Source organism: Acinetobacter sp. FDAARGOS_494 (assembly GCF_003812225.1).
In the GTDB taxonomy this organism is placed as follows: Bacteria; Pseudomonadota; Gammaproteobacteria; order Pseudomonadales; family Moraxellaceae; genus Acinetobacter; species Acinetobacter baumannii.
On the sequence record NZ_CP033866.1, the window covers coordinates 3,906,714 to 3,923,996 of the forward strand.

Sequence of the window (17,283 nt, forward strand, 5' to 3'; positions counted from 1 at the left end):
GGCGATAATATAACCATAACGATAACAAGTTTAGGTTCTTCAACAATAAATATTGTCACAAGACAATAAGGAGCAATATATGAGTTATCACCATATTTTAGTTCCGGTCGATGGTTCTCCTACTTCACTTATTGCGGTTAATCATGCTGCAAGTCTTGCTAAAGCCTTTAGTAGTAAAGTTACTTTGGTATATGCACTCACTATTGATCCATTTATTTCAGTTGAAATTATTGATAGTACAGAAATTGCGCAAGATTATTTTAATAAAGCGAGAGCTTCGATTCAGAGCATTTTAGATCAAGCTAAAGAACAATTTAGCCAACATGGAATTTCTGTTGAAACCAAAATTGTTGAAGGTCAAACAATTCATACAGAAATCATCAAAGCAGCAACTGAGCTAAAAGCTGATTTATTAGTGATTGGTTCTCATGGGCGAAAAGGTTTTAAAAAGTTCTTCTTAGGAAGTGTAACTCAAGCACTGTTAGGAGAAATTCATGTGCCAGTATTGGTCGTAACTGAATAAATATAAACCTTTATATAAAAAACCCAGCTATATAGCTGGGTTTTTTGAAATAAGTTACTTACCGTTATATGTAAATTTAATGAGAGAACCGGGATTCTCTAAATTATGAGTGACTGAACCATCATCTTTTTGCACATTCCCCGCTGTATCAGTCAGCACATATAAGGTATTACCTTCTGGACTAGCGATGACATCACGATAACGGTTATTGCTTTTAAACATTGGGATAGCATCATCCAAAGTCGTGCTATATGTCGGATCCAATTTAATACGGAAAATCACCCCACGTTTTAAAGATGGGACCAATAATGTATTTTCCCACCCTGGAATCGCTTTTTTGCCTCCCGTATATACATATGCCGATGACGGAGCAACCGTTGGCCAGCAAATATATGCCATCTCACCACAAGTAGGGTCATTATAGTTATAGGTATCTTGTACCGTATATAAAGTTTTCAAAGGCGGCACAAAGTTTTTACCAGTCCATTCAGACTCTTTAGTCACAGGAACACCTGTTGCTACTTTTATCCCGTTTTGAGCTAAATCTTTAATTTGTGATTTATTGGTTGCTGCCGAATAGTTTGCATAGGCATAACCACTGTCATCTTTATAACCAGCTACATTTGGCCAGCCATAGTTACCACCTTTTAATACAAGGTTAATTTCATCATCAGAATTTGGCCCTTGCTCAGATTGTAAAAGCTTTCCATTTGGAGCAAAAGCTAAACCTTGTGGATTACGATGCCCTAAAGTGTAGATATGACTCACTACCCCGTTAAAGCTTGGGTTGTCTTTAGGAATACTTCCGTCCAGATTTAAGCGTAATACTTTACCCATATATGTATGGTAGTCTTTACTATTGAGCTCTTGCTGAGTCGGAGTATGCTGTGCCTGATTTGGTAAGAACAGATAAGCTAACTGATTACGGCCTTGGTCACCAATCGTATAGTAGATTTTTTGGTCTGGACCAATGACAAGACGACCAGACTGATGGTCTTTTGATGACGGTAAACCTGCAATCAAATCAATAGGCTTTTCAAATGTATCTGTAGTTTTGTTATAGGTATATCTACGAATAATCGTCTGATTAGGTAACTCTTTATCTGTAGATTTTGGATTTTTAAAAGTGCCTGAAATATAGATATAAGGGTTATGTTTAAAGTCAGGATGAAAAGCAAAGCCTAACAAACCATTTTGCCCATCAGCATCACTCACAATTTCAGGAACCTGAAATACTGTTTTCGCGCTACCAGATTCAGGATTTACTCTTAAAATTTTGCCAGTTGCACGTTCGGTTAACCAAATTTGATTATCTGGCCCCCATAACAAAGCATGTGGTTTATTTAAATTGGACAGAATCACTTTTTTATCAAAATTTTCTGTTTTCGCTTTTGCGAACTGAGCAGGTGTCAGAGGTATATCTGCAAATGCCGTATGAAACGTAAATAGTTGTGCAGCACCTAAAAGAGTGATTTTTGCTAATAAATGTTTATTCATAGTTCCACCTTATAAAGTTTTCTAAAGAGTTACTTAAACCGCTGAAAATATTGGTTTGTATACGTTCTCTATATCTTTTGTATTATGATGATTAGCTCATTTATTAAAATCCAAATTTCTGCAAGGCTCTGTTGCATAAAAGTAGCTATTCAAAACAAATGAATATCTTATAAGTTGCCTTATAAATCATTGATCTCATTTTTAAGATAAATAATTTGAAAGAAAGCTTTAACAAAGTAATTGAAAAGTAAAATTTAATACTCAAATAGACAATTCAATCTATAAAAATATACATACCACATAGTTAAAAGATCCAAGCTAAAGGTTAAGGATCCTTACAAATCGAATTTCGTTATGTGTGCAAATTTTAAACCCCTTAAGAAAGAGCATTCTTATCAATTAGACTTACTTGAACCCACCTTTGATTACAAATCAGATGTCTATCCAAGTGATGATTGCCCAATAATCTTATCTCATCAAAATGAATGGGAATGGCGAAAAGTTAAATTTGGAATGTTGCCACCATATGCGAAAGAAGTTTCATTTAAATATGCAACTTATAATGCAAGAACTGAAACGGTTGATCACAAACGTTCATTTAAACATGCCTGGTCAAATGATCAATTTGGCCTAGTTCCTGTTGAAGCTATTTATGAACCGAAATATATCAATGGTAAAGCACATTGGTATGGCATCTTTCGTCAAGATGGGAAGCCATTTACGCTTGCAGCAATTTATGAAGAAACCATAATTGATGAGCAGAAAGTTAGAACAATGTCGCTGTTAACAATCAATGCAGATCGACATTCGTTTATGAAGCAGTTTCATAAACCTGACGATGAAAAACGTTCAATTATTGTAATACCTGACCATCTTAGAAACGATTGGTTAAATTGCAAACACACTGACGCTCCTGACTTTTTCTTAGATATGCCATTAAATGAATTTACGTCTCTGCCTAAAGCAGAAATGAACAAATCAAAAAATAGTTAGATGCCTAATAAGTGAAAGTAGCAAGCTTAAATGGCTCCCCCTAAAAACTTATGTTATCCTTCGCACCTCTTTAAAACTTCAAATTTTCATTATCCATGACACTTACGCCACCTTAAGTTTATTTACCCTTCTCCTTTGTAAATAACTCATCACTGTCTAGTGATGTGGTGTAGTCGCTTGTGTGTTGGTATATCACATCACTAGCCTTTCTAAAATTTAAAATTCTAGGCTATTTCCATGTTAACGAATCTTCGAGAACAATGGTTCTCTAATGTCCGTGCAGATATTCTTTCTGGGCTTGTTGTTGGTCTGGCTTTAATTCCAGAGGCGATTGCCTTTTCAATTATTGCAGGTGTAGATCCCCAAATCGGTTTATATGCGTCTTTTTGTATTGCGGTTATTATTTCTTTTGTAGGTGGCCGTCCTGCCATGATTTCGGCAGCAACGGGTGCTATGGCCTTAGTCATGACAACCCTAGTGAAAGAACATGGTCTTCAGTATTTATTCGCAGCTACTATTTTGACGGGTGTCATACAAATTATAGTAGGGTATCTTAAGCTTGCTAAGCTCATGCGCTTTGTCTCTAAATCGGTTGTGATTGGTTTTGTAAATGCTCTCGCCATACTCATTTTTATGGCCCAGCTTCCAGAACTAGTCAATGTAAGTTGGTACGTCTATCTATTAGTCGCTATTGGTTTAGCAATTATTTATCTATTCCCTTATGTACCAAAGCTTGGAAAAATTTTTCCATCTCCCCTTATATGTATTGTTATAATCACATTACTTGCCTTCTTTTTAGGCCTTGATGTGCGAACAGTTGGCGATATGGGAGCATTACCAAATACTCTACCTATTTTTTTAATTCCAGATATTCCTCTTAATTTAGATACACTTCTTATCATTCTTCCTTATTCATTGGCGTTAGCTGCAGTTGGCTTACTTGAGTCGATGATGACAGCCACAATTGTTGATGAAATGACGGATAGCCCGAGTAATAAATTTAAGGAATGTAAAGGTCAAGGTATTGCCAATATTGCCTCTGGTTTTATGGGTGGGATGGCTGGATGTGCCATGATTGGGCAATCAATGATTAATGTTAAATCAGGTGGTCGCACACGCTTATCTACTTTATGCGCAGGCATATTCTTGCTGATTTTAGTAGTATTTTTAAGTGATTGGTTGAAAGTTATTCCTATGGCTGCGCTTGTTGCTGTCATGATTATGGTATCAATAAGTACTTTTGAGTGGCGTTCGCTTACCCAATTTAAAACTAATCCTAAAAGTAGCAATACCGTTATGATTGCAACGGTTGTTGTAGTTGTAGCTACTCACAATCTAGCATTAGGCGTATTGACGGGTGTACTACTTTCCGCACTTTTCTTAGCCAATAAACTTGAAAATGATATACAGGTAATAAGTTCATTAGAAGGCAACGCTCGTTTATATGATTTAAGAGGACAAATCTTTTTTAGTTCTTCAGATAGATTCATGCAAAGCTTTAACTTTAAAGAGGAAGTAAAAGAAGTCATTATTGATCTGACTCATTCACATATTTGGGATGTCACTTCGGTTGCAATGCTTGATTCAGCAGTAGAAAAGTTCCAAAAGAATGGCATACAAGTTACTGTACGTGGTTTAAATGAAGCCAGTTCAATCATGATTGACAAGTATGGTACACATGCAAAAATTTAAAAAAAGGTCCTTCGGGACCTTTTCAATCATAGAGAATTATATTTTTATTAAGGAGATTTATATAACAAGCGGTTTGGGCTACCTGAAGGGTTTTTTACTACGTTACTGCTCGCTTGATTTAAAAGATTGGTAGAGATCGTTTGAGGTGAAGCCGTAGGTGTACTTTGAAGCATTTCAGCAACTACACCAGCAACATGCGGAGTTGCCATTGAAGTACCATTTAATATCTTGGTAGCTGTATTACTTCCAATCCAAGAAGAATTAATTTGGCTACCCGGTGCAAAAATATCAACACAGCTTCCATAATTAGAATAGCTTGCCCGAGTATCGGTATTATCTGTCGCAGCCACTGTAATGGCCTTACTTACTCTTGCTGGAGAAGATGTACATGCATCTGTATTTGAATTGCCAGCGGCTACGACCATGACATAACCATTATTATATAAATTTTCCACTGCACTATCTAAAGAAGAACTTGTTGCCCCACCTAAAGACATATTTACAACTGCAGGTTTTTTACCATTTTTTAATATCCAGTCTAAACCAGCAATAACATTACTTGAGGCCCCTGACCCATCACACCCCAAAATCCGGATAGGAACTAAATTGACATTTTTAGCAACACCATAGGTCGTACCACCTACTGTTCCAGCAACATGGGTCCCATGTCCATTACAGTCGGTTGTACCATTGCCATCAGATATTGCGGTATAACCGCTTAACACACGTCCTGAAAACTCTTGGTGACTAGACAATATACCAGTATCCACGATATAAGCCGTAGTACCTGAACCCGTCTGTAAATAAGAATAAGCCGAATTTAATGGTAAAGCTTTCTGGTCTATACGATCTAGTCCCCAATCTGGATTACTTTGAGTAGTTGCATCAATATTTACTATTGTATCGCTTTCTACTGAAAGAACTTGAGGGTTCTTTTTCATCGCTTCAATAAAGGCTGTCCCTGCTGTATCAGGTAAATAAATTGCAAAACCTTTAAGAACAGTATCGTAGCTTTGTAAAACTTTACCAGCATGTTGTTTAGCAATATTTTGTGCGAAATCTTTAGAAGGACCTGCATCCTTATTTAATATAACAATATATTGATTTTTAATAATTCCTTTTGTTTGGGAAGAATCATTTACAGGATTTGCAACATTTGAAGCGGCATACACAAAATGAGTAGCTGCTATTGAAAGACAAATAGCAGACACTTGGCGAATATTCATGACTATCTCCATATATTATATTTCAGGTATTTTTATGATAATTAATAACTTTTTACTTCAGGATTAAAATTTTAGATGAGAACTTTGAGGAGTTTTATCTGCTTTTAAACCCCAACCATATTTTCATAATTTTTTAGGTTAAACAATATCAATCCACTTTTTTATAGAAAAATGTGACATCCATCTACTTATAATTTAAATATTTTATTTTTTTATAATTAAAATATCACTCTATTTGGGTTCAATAATATAAAAGAAAATAACCATTATGATAAGAACTATAGTAGCCATTGCTAAGTAAGTACCAACAGTATTAAAACTTCTTAGAAACTTCAAAATATCCATAACAATATGATAATTAACAGGTTATAGACAATTATTTCAAAATATAAAAGTTCATACAACTATAAAAAATTAACAATTTCTTTAACTGTGATTAATATGTACAATAAATGTATAAATATATATTTCCTATTTTTTATTAATTAACTTATTAGAAATAAATTATGCAAAACAAATTATTTGAATTTTCTTATCTAACTAAAATAAACCCCTTATATAAAACTTAGCCAGTTTAAAAATATTTTTTAAATAAACATTTTTAATAAAAAATACCCACATATCTTAAAAATATGTGGGTATTAAAAAACAAACAACTTTACAGACGCAGTATATGCATATATAAATATATACCTTTAAAGATATATTTACAATACTTCTTTAAGTTTTTCACTTGAATTGAACCGAATTTACTATTAACTGTCTTTTTAATGCGCGAATCTTTGTACCATTAACGAATTGTACAAAAATAAAAAAGTCCGCATCTTGGGAAGCTACGGACTATAAACTCATCTAAGCAACAGCTAAACAGTTTGTCGATTAGAGAGAAAACACTATCTTTTTAATCTAATCGAGATATTAGTTTAGGTCAACTTAAAATAGTATACAGCAATAAAAAACTCAAAGAAGTGTGACGCACTCTACATTTCCTTGTTGATTAAGCAAAAATCAATATATTTATTTAAATTTAATAAAACAATATATAAATTTATATGTTGTTCAACTTGGTTATTTATCATACTGATTGCTCTTGTACTGAAATATTTTATTAGCTGAACTTAATATTATAAATAAGATAGCTTTTCATGATTTTCCCCCCACCTATTGTTTCTATAATATTTAAATCAACTTACCCTATGTTTACCAAGGCTAACTCAAACTTAATTTCTCACTTAAATATAAATTTAAAATAGTGCTCTAAAATAGAGTAATGGTTAATCTCAGGAATAATTTCAAAAGAAATCATATCCTCACCTTGACTAAGTCGGTACTCAAAATAATTTTGACTTTGCCATTTTAATTCACTAAGTTCTAACCCACCACACAAAATCGTACAAGGAATATTGATCTGTTCCTGCTGATGAATAGGACTATATTTCAAAATATCCTCTTGCGATAAGTTTAAAGCGTGATTTAAATGAGTCTCTTGTATAGGTAATAAATCATAAATCCCACTTAATAAAGTTGCCTTGGATAATAACGGATGGTTTAAACATAAAGCACCAAGATGAGCACCTGCTGAATGGCCGACCACTACTACTTCGCCTATTTTCCAATTTTGTTTAGCGATAAAATCGAGCGCTTGTTGAGTTTGAGCAACGATTTGTGAAATATGACTTTGAGGAGCCAAGTCATATTCTAAAAGTACACACTGCGCTCCTTTTGCTAATATGTACGGCGCTATAAAGGCAAAGTCCGATTTATCACACCACTGCCAATATCCCCCATGTATAAAAATTACGGTTTTACTGACATGTTCTAGAGGAAAAAAATCCAGAGTTGATCGGTTCTTCGAACCATACTTTATATCTTTTATATGATAATAAGCCTGATAACTCAGCAAGCTTCTGTATTGGAAGCCTGCTAGTATTTCACCTTCATTCTCTACCGTTGTAGCATTGTCATACTTTCTCATATACCAGTCACTTCAATGTTTCTTCACTAGAGTTGAGATTTAACTTTACGGTAGAACGTTTCAAATAATAGAAAAATATAAGAACAAGCACTAAAGGTACGCCAAATTGTAAAGTAGACTTAAATTCACTGGTAAACCAGGTAGTCACTGTAATGCTTAAAATCGCAATAAACCCAAACAAAGAGATAAATCGACTAGCAGGAATTTTAAATTTTAGTTGTATATTTTGCTGAACCATATGTCTTCTAAAAAACATATGAGTCACAAATATACTTCCCCACGTGAACAACGCACCAAACATGGATAGCGCAATCATAATTGGAAATGCGGAAGCTGGATTAATCGTATAAACAATACTAGCAATACCAATCCCTACCGCAGATAACAACAGCGCATTTACCGGTACACCATTACTACTAATTCGACCAAAGACTTTTGGGGCATCACCTGCACGTGACAAGCTAAACAGCATACGAGTTGAAATATAAAGCATGCTATTCATGGCTGATAAGGCAGCTACAATTACAATAAAGTTTAAAATGCTATCCGCATACGGGATACCGACAATCTTCATGACCATAACAAAAGGGCTTGTTGCATCTGCTCCAATCAAAACAGTCCACGGCACCAAAGTAACGATTAGGAATAAGGACAATAAATAAAACAAAATGAGTCGAAGTGCTGTGCTTTTGAATGCTTTTTTAACTGCCTTTTCCGGGTCTTTAGCTTCGCCAGCCGCGACAGCAATCATTTCTATACTTAAATAACTAAATATTGAAATAATGACACCAATCCATACCCCACTAAAACCATTTGGAAAAAAGCCCCCATGTCCTGATAAATGAGTTACAACTTGCGTCATTCCCTGATTGCTTTGCGTCAAGATACCAATAGACAAAAGAATAAACACAATAATGGCAAAAACTTTAATTGTGGAAAACCAGTATTCCACTAGTCCAAAAGCTTTAACACTATAGGCATTTACAACAAGTAAGGTCAGTGAAAAAAATCCAATCCAGACCCAAGAGCCTACATTCGGGAACCAGAGCTTCATATAATCAGCAACGGCGGTAATCTCTGTACCTACAGCCAGCACAATACAAGCCCAGTAACAGTAGCGAACCAAGAAGCCAGCAAGTGGACTTATATAATGTTCTGCATATGCACCAAATGAACCTGAAGTAGGATGCTGAACTGTCATTTCAGCCAAACAAGCCATAAGTGCAAAAGCAATTAAACCACCAATCGCATAGCTGACGATGACTGCGGGACCTGCAAAACTAATTGCAAATTTACTTCCCATAAACAATCCGGTTCCAATTGCTCCACCAATCGCAATCATCCCCATCTGTTTTGCAGATAACTTTTTATGCAGCCCAGCTTCTCTATTTTGTATTTCATCAAAACTACTCATAGGCCCTCCTAGCCATTTGTTTTATTTTGATTCCTTAAAATCAGGTCACTTCACCACGAACTAAATACTGTTTGTTTTTCCATTCACTATTCAGCATGGTTTCTTTTAAGTGCTGTACTGCATTCCAAATATCTTCAAAGCCCAGATACAAAGGTGTAATACCAAATCTCAAGACTGCAGGTTCCCGATAATCACCAATCACACCGCGTGCAATAAGTGCCTGAATAATTTCATAACCGAATTCATGACGATAACTAACATGACTACCACGATGGTTATGATCTAAAGGCGTAATTAACTCAAATCCGAATTCAGAACATTCTTGATGTACCAATTGAATAAATAAATCTGTTAATTTCAACGATTTCTCACGGATTTTTTGCATATCGGCATGCAGGAAAATATCTACTCCGCATTCAATCAGACTCATAGAAATAACCGGCTGAGTCCCACATAAATATCGGCGGATACTATTCGCTGGCTCATAATGCTGTGCCATATCAAATGGTTTTTTATGACTCCACCAACCAGATAAAGGCTGCCAGAACTGATCACGATGCTTTTCATTGACCCAGAGCAATGCAGGAGAACCAGGGCCACCATTTAAATATTTATAGGTACAACCAATCGCAAAATCACTATCAGTTTGATTAAGGTGCATAGGAACCGCACCGACTGAGTGGCATAAATCCCAAATCACCAAAGCATCTTTAGAGTGAATTTGTTCATTAATAGTTGCCATATCATAAAAATAACCAGTGCGGTAATTCACATGGGAAAGTACTACTACAGCAACATCTTTCTCTAAAGCACGAGATAAGTCTTCTACGCCATCAATTAATTCAACCTGATAGCCCTTTTGAATTAAGTCAATGAAACCTTCAATAATGTAAATATCTGTTGGAAAAGCATCTTTTTCTGCCACAATAATTTTGTGTTCAGGGAATTTATCAGCCTGAATTTTTACCGCTGCAGATAAAACTTTAAATAAGTTCAGTGTAGTTGAATCTGAAATAACAACTTCACCTTGTTCCGCACCAATCAGTTTAGCGACTTTGTCACCCAGCCGCGTTGGTAGCCCCCACCAATCTGCCTTATTCCAGCTATTGATCAGATCTTCTCCCCATTCTTGGGAAATAATATGCTGAGCGACAGCCAAAGATTTCTTTGGTCTAGCACCTAAAGAGTTACCATCTAAATAAATAACGCCTTCTGGCAATGCAAATTCATCTTTAAATTTTTTGAGTTCATCTTCCTGATCCCAATACAAACACTGTTCACGAGTAATCATTTGGTATTGCACCTATTTCTACATTTCCTTTGTATTTGAATTTTATCACGTCAATTTGTACGATTTATTCGATAATATTTGATCAAAAATAGCTATTTTCGTATAAAATTCTAATTAAAATTAAAAAATATGGATGAAATTCGAAAATGAATGTAGATGCAATTGATCTAAAAATTTTGAAGTATTTACAAGACAATGCCCGTTTAAGTAACCAAGAACTTGCTGATCTTGTTAATCTTTCAGCATCTGCTTGTCACAGACGCGTCAAAATTTTAGAAACCAACGGAATCATTGAAAAATATCAAGCGAAAGTTAATTATGAAAAATTAGGTATAAAAATTGAGGCGATAGTTGAAATAAAACTTGCTCAACTCACCGAAAATGACCACAACTTTTTTTTAAGCCAAATCAAGAATTTTGATGAAGTCATCAATGCCTATATCATTACAGGTGAATCTAATTATGTACTGCACGTTGCCACTAAAGATCTAAACTCTTTTTCTCATTTTGTTATTAATACACTCAATAAAATTAAAGGTGTGGTAAGCATTAACTCAAAAATTATCTTACAGAAAATTATACAAAAGCCGCTGTAGAATATTTAGCTAAAATTAAAAACTCTCGTTAAAGAATTTTTACTATGATCGAAACTGAACGTTTAATCTTAAGACAATGGAAAGAGTCTGATTCAGAGCCATTTATCAAAATGGGTTTAGACGAAGATGTTATGCGTTTTTTCCCAAAGCTTTTACCTGCTACTGAAAGTATAAGTTTAATTCAAAGAATATCAGCTCTTATTGATGAAAATGGCTGGGGATTTTGGGCGGTAGAATTAAAAGAAACTCAAGAATTTATAGGCTTTATTGGCTTACACAACCAACCAGAACAATTTGATTTTTCTCCCTGCATTGAAATTGGATGGAGAATTGCTACAGAACACTGGAAAAAAGGTTATGCCACTGAAGGAGCAAAAGCAGCATTGGAGTATGCCTTTAATATTCTCAATAAAGATAAAGTGGTTTCTTTCACAGCAACAGTGAATAAGCCATCTCAAGCCGTGATGGAAAGACTAGGAATGCGCAAAGTTAAATACTTTAATCATCCCAAGCTTCCAGATGAACATGCCTTACAAAAGCATGTTCTTTATGAAATATATCATCCTAAGCTTGAGTTATAATTCAGTTAAATAGTGATATAAATAAAATATTTCAATGAGTTAAAATGGTTACTACTCATCAAAGTCATAACCTACAGAGGTGGAATACTCCCAATACTCATTAATCTTATCCGCAATATCTTCTTTGTCCATGGTAGTTAAAACGTAGAAGAGTTTTGCCTCTTTATTTTTTCTCAAAATTAATAAATTGTAATAGTCATATTCAGGGCCATTTAGCCCTAATGATGGCTGTTCTTCACAATGCTTCTCAGCCTTGTAATGCCATTCAAGTTTATAAGTATCAATACCATTGGCAGCATTGATCACTATGCCATCATTGGCTCCTCCAATAAATCCAATTTTCATCGCCTACTCTAAATTGTTATTCAAATGATTTTTAATATAACTTTAAATAAGTAGAGTTCAATTTATAAAATGTTTGCCAATACGTATCCTATGTAAATCAAAATAACGAGATGATTATTTCATTGTCCGTAAATACTCATAAGCTTCTTTTTCGTTGCTCTCAAGATGAACTTTTGCATCCGTTTCATCATTTAATGTTTCGTTTATTATTTTGCTCCCTTCATAAGAAATTTGATGACCAATTTGGAAATCTGCTCCTAATGCATCAATCACAATAAACTGCCCAGCCGTGTTTGAAGCAATAAAAAAACTGTTGTTACGATAACCATATCTAATTGTATATAATCCCACTTTTATTCCAACTTTTAATAATATTTAAATAATGATAATTTCATATAAAGTATAGAAACGCAAAAAAGTATCAAAAAACTAATTTACAACTCATACAACTACCTATTTTTAAAAATTTTATCAGTCATTTTTTTATCTACTCTACTTCTATGACCATTTTCAAAAAATTTATTCACATGGCACAATTTAGTAGTGGTATCACAAAATACACCATTAGAAAAAGTAAAAGCAGATGTATCAAAGTCACCTTGTGAAAAAGCTTGTTTTGCTTTTTTTGCACCTAAATATTGATTAGTTAAGGATTTGGAAACTCCCTTTTTATCTGCACAAATATATTTATCACAGACTACACCTCTTTTAGGTGAAAAAACTGCAGTTATATTTTGTGCCAATGTATTTGCACTAAATGTAAAACAAATAGAACCGATAAAAACAACAAAGAAATTAGAATTTTTCATTTTTTAATTCACTCGTTATCATTAATTATTGAAATAATATATCAAAAGTAAAATATCTTTAGAACTTTAAAATGATGAGATAACAACAAATCAATCTGTTTTTGAGACTTTAATGTTTATAATCCTAAGCTAATTTCTTCCATGTATATTTAAAGCTGGAGCGTTCGCAACATGAATAAGGTAGTGCTGTTTGACATGGATGGAACTTTACTAGATTTAGCTTTTGATGACTTTATCTGGAACGAATGCTTACCTAAAAGACATTCTGAAACACATCATCTATCTTTAACTGAGAGTCAAGAAATATTAAACCAGTTTTATCGCAGCCATAAACATACCCTTGCTTGGTACTCATCAAACTTCTGGACACAAACAACTGGTGTGGATGTTTTAAAGCTCCAGCAAGAATTTCAGCATAAAATTAAAGCGAGGTCAGGATGCATGGAGCTGCTCAGCGCTTTAAAAGCACAAGATTATCAATGTTGGCTAGTCACCAATGCTGACTGTGCAAGCCTAAAATTAAAACTTGATAACGTTCCTATCCAAGATTTTTTTGAAGTCATCGTATCTAGCGAACAAATTGGTTACGCAAAAGAAGACATCCAATTCTGGAAAGAGTTGCAACGCTTGCATCATTTTGCGCCAGAAAGCACTATTTTTTTAGATGACACACTTCCTGTTTTAAAAACTGCAGAAAAATTTGGTATAAGACACTTGTTTACTATCTTACAGCCCTCAAGTCTTAAGAGTATAAGACAGCCACAAGATTTAGAGTATAAAGCTCTAGATCAGCTTACAGAGCTACTGTCTATTTTGAATCAAATTGATAGAAAGGATAATGATGTCAAAATTGCGTGAAGACGATGCTGTAGAAACCATGCGTGTCGACAAATGGTTGTGGGCAGCACGTTTTTTTAAAACCCGTTCTATTGCTAAAGCTGCAATTGAAGGGGGTAAAGTACATCACAATAATGAACGTGTAAAAGTTTCTAAAGAAATTCGTGTCGGTATGGAGCTCGTTGTTCAACAAGGTTTCGATAAAAAAACAGTTGTTGTTAAAGCGCTCTCCAATACCCGAGGACCGGCCCCTGTTGCACAACAACTTTATGAAGAAACAGAAGTAAGTATTGCAAGACGGGAGTTGATTGCTTCCCAACGAAAATTGCATAATCTAGCACGACCTGACCATAGACCAAGCAAGAAAGATCGGCGACAAATCAATCGGTTTAAACAGGATAATGATCAACATTATGAAGATCACTGGTCTTATAATGATGAATAAAAACGTCGAGTTGTGTCGCACTCACATATACAATATATAGAAGCTAGAGAAAAAATCTGTCACTATTAGCCCTGTGAAACAAGTTGAGATTCAATGCATCCACTTGGGTTAAACGTGATGAACATAGAGTATTGAGGTTTTTGAGATGGATGAGAATAAAAGCAAAGCATTACAAGCCGCTTTGAGCCAAATTGAGAAGCAATTTGGTAAAAATACGGTTATGCGTCTTGGTGATAACACTGTTCAAGCAGTTGAAGCCGTATCTACAGGTTCTTTAACTTTAGACATCGCATTGGGGATTGGTGGTTTACCAAAAGGCCGTATTATCGAAATTTATGGTCCTGAATCTTCTGGTAAAACTACAATGACATTGCAAGCAATTGCTCAATGTCAAAAATCTGGTGGTACATGTGCCTTCATTGATGCTGAGCACGCCCTAGACCCTCAATATGCACGCAAACTTGGTGTAGATATTGATAACCTACTTGTTTCACAACCCGACAACGGTGAGCAAGCACTTGAAATTGCTGACATGCTTGTCCGTTCAGGCGCAATTGATTTAATCGTTGTGGACTCGGTAGCTGCACTTACCCCTAAAGCAGAAATCGAAGGTGAGATGGGTGACTCTCATATGGGTCTACAAGCACGTCTTATGAGCCAGGCACTTCGTAAAATTACGGGTAATGCTAAACGTTCAAACTGTATGGTTATCTTCATTAACCAGATTCGTATGAAAATTGGTGTTATGTTTGGTAGCCCAGAAACTACCACTGGTGGTAATGCTCTTAAATTCTACGCTTCAGTTCGTTTAGATATTCGTCGTATCGGTCAAGTAAAAGAAGGCGATGAAATTGTTGGTTCAGAAACTAAAGTTAAAGTCGTTAAGAACAAAATGGCTCCTCCGTTTAAAGAAGCTATTTTCCAAATTCTATACGGTAAAGGTACTAACCAACTAGGTGAACTTGTAGATTTAGCTGTACAACAGGATATCGTACAAAAAGCTGGTGCATGGTATTCATATCAAGGCAATAAAATTGGCCAAGGTAAAAACAATGTAATTCGCTATTTTGAAGAAAATACTCAAATAGCTGAAGAAATTGAACGTAATATCCGTGAACAATTGCTGACTACAGGCACAAATGGTGCAGTTCAAATTGAAGATGAAGAAGAGCCAGATCTTTTATTAGAATCGTAATTATACATGAGTCATAAAACGCCCTTCGGGGCGTTTTTTACAAGGAATTTTATATGTTCAAAAGAAACGATGAGCAATCTCAGCAGCGCCCTCCTCTTACTGGCCAACGTTTACGCTCATATGCTTTTGCTTTACTCACTCGCCGAGATTACTCTAAAGCAGAGCTTATCGAGAAATTAGCTCGTTATGCACAAAATATAGAAGAAGTAAAACAACTGGTTGAGGAGTTATCTGAACAAAATTACCAGAGTGATCAGCGTGTTGCTGAGCAAATGCTAGCAAGCCAAATTCGTAAAGGTAAGGGGCCGAAACGGATTCAACAAGCTTTAAAAACTAAACAAATTGAAAATGATTTAATTGCAGATGAAATTCAAGAAATTGATTGGGTAGAACAAGCTTATCAACTTAAAGTTAAAAAATTTGGAGAAGCTGTAGAGAAAGATCCAAAACTTAAAGCAAAACAGATCAGATTCTTACAATATAGAGGATTTGATTTAGATGTAATTTTAAAAGCAATCCAAAGAAAATTGGATTGAAAGAATGGTGGCAACCCCACTAGCAAAACTTCGGCACATCATAGATCTGCTACCGTTGCTACCTTCCGGTCCTGGCGGGGTTCACAGAGTACAATTGCGAAGCCACCAGCGGGGCTACCATTGCAAAACAAAGTATAGAGATTTTTAAAAGAGTTGCAACCCTTCTCTGCCTTTTTCGGCAAGTTTTTGTTTCGATTGATTAATTCCTCAGCAAAAATGGCTTTAAACCCCAAAAATGTAATTTCTTGAACTTATGCTCTTTTCTTATTTTGCATAAAATATGCTTGAAGATTGTAAACTATCCTTGCATTTAAACTGTTAACTGCTTTAATTGCATTGATCAATGAAAAACCTTAGATATTTAGAGAATTGTTTTTTATATTCCTGTGTCAAGGTGGCTTTTATATAAAATTATGGATTTATACACATGCAAATGAAGAAGCATTCTTTATTATTTATTGCCTTAATGAGCACCACTTCTCTATACGCAAATATCCCTATCGAGTCTCGTGGTTTAAGTCAAAATGATGGTAGTGCATCTAATACTTCTTCAAGCAATATTTCAGTTCCTACAAATTTAAACTGGGAACTCATGCAAAAAAACCAACAATTAGAAAATGATATTCGTACATTAAGAGGTCAGCTTGAAGAACAAGCTAATGATATTGAGCAATTAAAGAAAGATCTAGCAAACCGATATACCGACTTAGATCAACGTTTAGAATTATTACACCAAAAAGTTGACCCTGACAGTGCTACACAAGATGATAGTTCGAATGCAACATCCGATAACACTACTCCTGCTAGTGCACCAGCCCCTCAAACCACAGAGAGTAATAAAGTAGCTGCAGTACCAGCCACACAAACTTCTGAGCAGCAGCCTAGCGCACCAACAACCACTACTCAACCAGCACCAGCTGCTGCGCAAAACCAGTCAAATTCCCTCGAATTAGAAAAAGCTGCTTATACTGTAGCTTTAGATGCGTATAAACAAGGCGGTGCTAAAAAAGCAATTGCTCCAATGCAAAACTTTATAAAAAACCATCCTAATAGTATCTATACAGGTAATGCTTATTTTTGGTTAGCCGAGTTTCATTTAGCGACAGATCCAGTAAATTATAATGAAGCAAAGAAAAACTATAATGTCGTAGCTAACCAATACCCAAATTCAAGTAAGGCACCTCGAGCATTGTACCAACTTTATAGTATCGCTAAAGATGTTGATAAGAATACTGTGTCAGCAAATCAATACAAGAACAAGTTACTTAGCCAATATCCAAAGTCTGAAGAAGCAAAATTCTTTAACAAATAATTTAGTTATAAAAAAG

General features: G+C 35.0%; 19 protein-coding genes and 1 other RNA gene. 10 read left to right on the plus strand and 10 right to left on the minus strand.

The window, feature by feature from the left end; translation table 11 throughout:
* The first annotated feature begins 79 nt into the window (after window positions 1–79).
* Window positions 80–523 (plus strand): universal stress protein, encoded by a 444-nt coding sequence (locus EG365_RS18980; RefSeq protein WP_000120225.1) that lies wholly within the window; start codon window positions 80–82, stop codon window positions 521–523.
* 54 nt (window positions 524–577) lie between these two features.
* Here EG365_RS18980 and EG365_RS18985 read toward each other — a convergent pair whose 3' ends face one another.
* On the minus strand, window positions 578–2,020 hold the full coding sequence (locus EG365_RS18985; protein WP_001032856.1) for a glucose/sorbosone family PQQ-dependent dehydrogenase: 1,443 nt from the start codon (window positions 2,018–2,020) through the stop codon (window positions 578–580).
* A 354-nt stretch (window positions 2,021–2,374) separates the two neighbouring features.
* On the opposite strand from EG365_RS18985, the gene EG365_RS18990 reads away from it, so the two are divergent.
* Window positions 2,375–3,013: an SOS response-associated peptidase family protein gene (locus EG365_RS18990; RefSeq protein ID WP_000332536.1), complete on the plus strand. Its 639-nt coding sequence runs from the start codon at window positions 2,375–2,377 to the stop codon at window positions 3,011–3,013.
* A 237-nt stretch (window positions 3,014–3,250) separates the two neighbouring features.
* Window positions 3,251–4,705, plus strand: a complete 1,455-nt coding sequence (locus EG365_RS18995) for a SulP family inorganic anion transporter (RefSeq protein ID WP_000957160.1) — start codon at window positions 3,251–3,253, stop codon at window positions 4,703–4,705.
* A gap of 47 nt (window positions 4,706–4,752) precedes the next feature.
* Here EG365_RS18995 and EG365_RS19000 read toward each other — a convergent pair whose 3' ends face one another.
* The 5 genes from EG365_RS19000 to kynU form a co-directional block, all read right to left on the minus strand.
* Window positions 4,753–5,931, minus strand: a complete 1,179-nt coding sequence (locus EG365_RS19000; protein WP_001026393.1) for a S8 family peptidase — start codon at window positions 5,929–5,931, stop codon at window positions 4,753–4,755.
* A 231-nt stretch (window positions 5,932–6,162) separates the two neighbouring features.
* The gene (locus tag EG365_RS19535; protein ID WP_085916944.1) at window positions 6,163–6,276 is read right to left on the minus strand and encodes a hypothetical protein; all 114 of its coding nucleotides are present in this window, start codon (window positions 6,274–6,276) and stop codon (window positions 6,163–6,165) included.
* Between the two features lie 883 nt (window positions 6,277–7,159).
* Window positions 7,160–7,906 carry an alpha/beta hydrolase gene (locus EG365_RS19005; protein ID WP_001233774.1) on the minus strand — a complete coding sequence of 249 codons (747 nt, stop codon included), beginning with the start codon at window positions 7,904–7,906 and terminating at the stop codon, window positions 7,160–7,162.
* A gap of 7 nt (window positions 7,907–7,913) precedes the next feature.
* A complete protein-coding gene (locus tag EG365_RS19010; RefSeq protein WP_000093788.1) occupies window positions 7,914–9,320 on the minus strand; it encodes an amino acid permease in 1,407 nt (468 codons plus the stop codon).
* Between the two features lie 40 nt (window positions 9,321–9,360).
* The gene (gene kynU / locus EG365_RS19015) at window positions 9,361–10,611 is read right to left on the minus strand and encodes a kynureninase (RefSeq protein ID WP_000632796.1); all 1,251 of its coding nucleotides are present in this window, start codon (window positions 10,609–10,611) and stop codon (window positions 9,361–9,363) included.
* 146 nt (window positions 10,612–10,757) lie between these two features.
* On the opposite strand from kynU, the gene gigD reads away from it, so the two are divergent.
* Together gigD and EG365_RS19025 are read left to right on the plus strand one after the other, a co-directional pair.
* On the plus strand, window positions 10,758–11,207 hold the full coding sequence (gene gigD, locus EG365_RS19020) for an Lrp/AsnC family transcriptional regulator GigD (RefSeq protein ID WP_001099948.1): 450 nt from the start codon (window positions 10,758–10,760) through the stop codon (window positions 11,205–11,207).
* A gap of 44 nt (window positions 11,208–11,251) precedes the next feature.
* Window positions 11,252–11,788 carry a GNAT family N-acetyltransferase gene (locus tag EG365_RS19025; protein WP_000573222.1) on the plus strand — a complete coding sequence of 179 codons (537 nt, stop codon included), beginning with the start codon at window positions 11,252–11,254 and terminating at the stop codon, window positions 11,786–11,788.
* 51 nt (window positions 11,789–11,839) lie between these two features.
* Here the strand turns inward: EG365_RS19025 and EG365_RS19030 are convergent, their stop codons facing one another.
* The 3 genes from EG365_RS19030 to EG365_RS19040 all read right to left on the minus strand — a co-directional run bounded on the left by EG365_RS19030 (window position 11,840) and on the right by EG365_RS19040 (window position 12,942).
* Window positions 11,840–12,133: a hypothetical protein gene (locus EG365_RS19030; protein WP_000689660.1), complete on the minus strand. Its 294-nt coding sequence runs from the start codon at window positions 12,131–12,133 to the stop codon at window positions 11,840–11,842.
* Window positions 12,134–12,247: 114 nt separating this feature from the next.
* A complete protein-coding gene (locus EG365_RS19035) occupies window positions 12,248–12,484 on the minus strand; it encodes a hypothetical protein (protein WP_000525041.1) in 237 nt (78 codons plus the stop codon).
* Window positions 12,485–12,582: 98 nt separating this feature from the next.
* Window positions 12,583–12,942: a YcgJ family protein gene (locus EG365_RS19040; RefSeq protein WP_000798360.1), complete on the minus strand. Its 360-nt coding sequence runs from the start codon at window positions 12,940–12,942 to the stop codon at window positions 12,583–12,585.
* A gap of 171 nt (window positions 12,943–13,113) precedes the next feature.
* Here EG365_RS19040 and EG365_RS19045 point away from each other — a divergent pair, with 171 nt between their 5' ends.
* The 4 genes from EG365_RS19045 (at window position 13,114) to EG365_RS19060 (ending at window position 15,955) form a co-directional block, all read left to right on the plus strand.
* Window positions 13,114–13,800 (plus strand): HAD-IA family hydrolase, encoded by a 687-nt coding sequence (locus EG365_RS19045; protein WP_001045479.1) that lies wholly within the window; start codon window positions 13,114–13,116, stop codon window positions 13,798–13,800.
* Window positions 13,784–14,224, plus strand: coding sequence for an RNA-binding S4 domain-containing protein (locus tag EG365_RS19050; RefSeq protein WP_000040959.1), 441 nt, complete (start codon window positions 13,784–13,786; stop codon window positions 14,222–14,224). Before EG365_RS19045 ends, EG365_RS19050 begins: the two co-directional genes overlap by 17 nt.
* Window positions 14,225–14,369: 145 nt before the next feature.
* A complete protein-coding gene (gene recA / locus EG365_RS19055) occupies window positions 14,370–15,419 on the plus strand; it encodes a recombinase RecA (RefSeq protein ID WP_000344169.1) in 1,050 nt (349 codons plus the stop codon).
* Between the two features lie 53 nt (window positions 15,420–15,472).
* Window positions 15,473–15,955, plus strand: a complete 483-nt coding sequence (locus EG365_RS19060; protein ID WP_000476756.1) for a regulatory protein RecX — start codon at window positions 15,473–15,475, stop codon at window positions 15,953–15,955.
* Window positions 15,956–15,969: 14 nt separating this feature from the next.
* Here EG365_RS19060 and ffs read toward each other — a convergent pair.
* Window positions 15,970–16,066: signal recognition particle sRNA small type (gene ffs / locus EG365_RS19065), an RNA gene on the minus strand.
* A 316-nt stretch (window positions 16,067–16,382) separates the two neighbouring features.
* Here ffs and EG365_RS19070 point away from each other — a divergent pair.
* On the plus strand, window positions 16,383–17,267 hold the full coding sequence (locus tag EG365_RS19070) for a YbgF trimerization domain-containing protein (protein ID WP_001178068.1): 885 nt from the start codon (window positions 16,383–16,385) through the stop codon (window positions 17,265–17,267).
* Window positions 17,268–17,283: the final 16 nt, after the last annotated feature.

Bases quoted from the DNA above. Each gene is read 5' to 3' on its own strand.
- EG365_RS18980 (WP_000120225.1), top strand. From the start codon at position 80: ATGAGTTATCACCATATTTTAGTTCCGGTCGATGGTTCTCCTACTTCA.
- EG365_RS18985 (WP_001032856.1), bottom strand. From the start codon at position 2,020: ATGAATAAACATTTATTAGCAAAAATCACTCTTTTAGGTGCTGCACAA.
- EG365_RS18990 (WP_000332536.1), top strand. From the start codon at position 2,375: ATGTGTGCAAATTTTAAACCCCTTAAGAAAGAGCATTCTTATCAATTA.
- EG365_RS18995 (WP_000957160.1), top strand. From the start codon at position 3,251: ATGTTAACGAATCTTCGAGAACAATGGTTCTCTAATGTCCGTGCAGAT.
- EG365_RS19000 (WP_001026393.1), bottom strand. From the start codon at position 5,931: ATGAATATTCGCCAAGTGTCTGCTATTTGTCTTTCAATAGCAGCTACT.
- EG365_RS19535 (WP_085916944.1), bottom strand. From the start codon at position 6,276: ATGGATATTTTGAAGTTTCTAAGAAGTTTTAATACTGTTGGTACTTAC.
- EG365_RS19005 (WP_001233774.1), bottom strand. From the start codon at position 7,906: ATGAGAAAGTATGACAATGCTACAACGGTAGAGAATGAAGGTGAAATA.
- EG365_RS19010 (WP_000093788.1), bottom strand. From the start codon at position 9,320: ATGAGTAGTTTTGATGAAATACAAAATAGAGAAGCTGGGCTGCATAAA.
- kynU (WP_000632796.1), bottom strand. From the start codon at position 10,611: ATGATTACTCGTGAACAGTGTTTGTATTGGGATCAGGAAGATGAACTC.
- gigD (WP_001099948.1), top strand. From the start codon at position 10,758: ATGAATGTAGATGCAATTGATCTAAAAATTTTGAAGTATTTACAAGAC.
- EG365_RS19025 (WP_000573222.1), top strand. From the start codon at position 11,252: ATGATCGAAACTGAACGTTTAATCTTAAGACAATGGAAAGAGTCTGAT.
- EG365_RS19030 (WP_000689660.1), bottom strand. From the start codon at position 12,133: ATGAAAATTGGATTTATTGGAGGAGCCAATGATGGCATAGTGATCAAT.
- EG365_RS19040 (WP_000798360.1), bottom strand. From the start codon at position 12,942: ATGAAAAATTCTAATTTCTTTGTTGTTTTTATCGGTTCTATTTGTTTT.
- EG365_RS19045 (WP_001045479.1), top strand. From the start codon at position 13,114: ATGAATAAGGTAGTGCTGTTTGACATGGATGGAACTTTACTAGATTTA.
- EG365_RS19050 (WP_000040959.1), top strand. From the start codon at position 13,784: ATGTCAAAATTGCGTGAAGACGATGCTGTAGAAACCATGCGTGTCGAC.
- recA (WP_000344169.1), top strand. From the start codon at position 14,370: ATGGATGAGAATAAAAGCAAAGCATTACAAGCCGCTTTGAGCCAAATT.
- EG365_RS19060 (WP_000476756.1), top strand. From the start codon at position 15,473: ATGTTCAAAAGAAACGATGAGCAATCTCAGCAGCGCCCTCCTCTTACT.
- EG365_RS19070 (WP_001178068.1), top strand. From the start codon at position 16,383: ATGCAAATGAAGAAGCATTCTTTATTATTTATTGCCTTAATGAGCACC.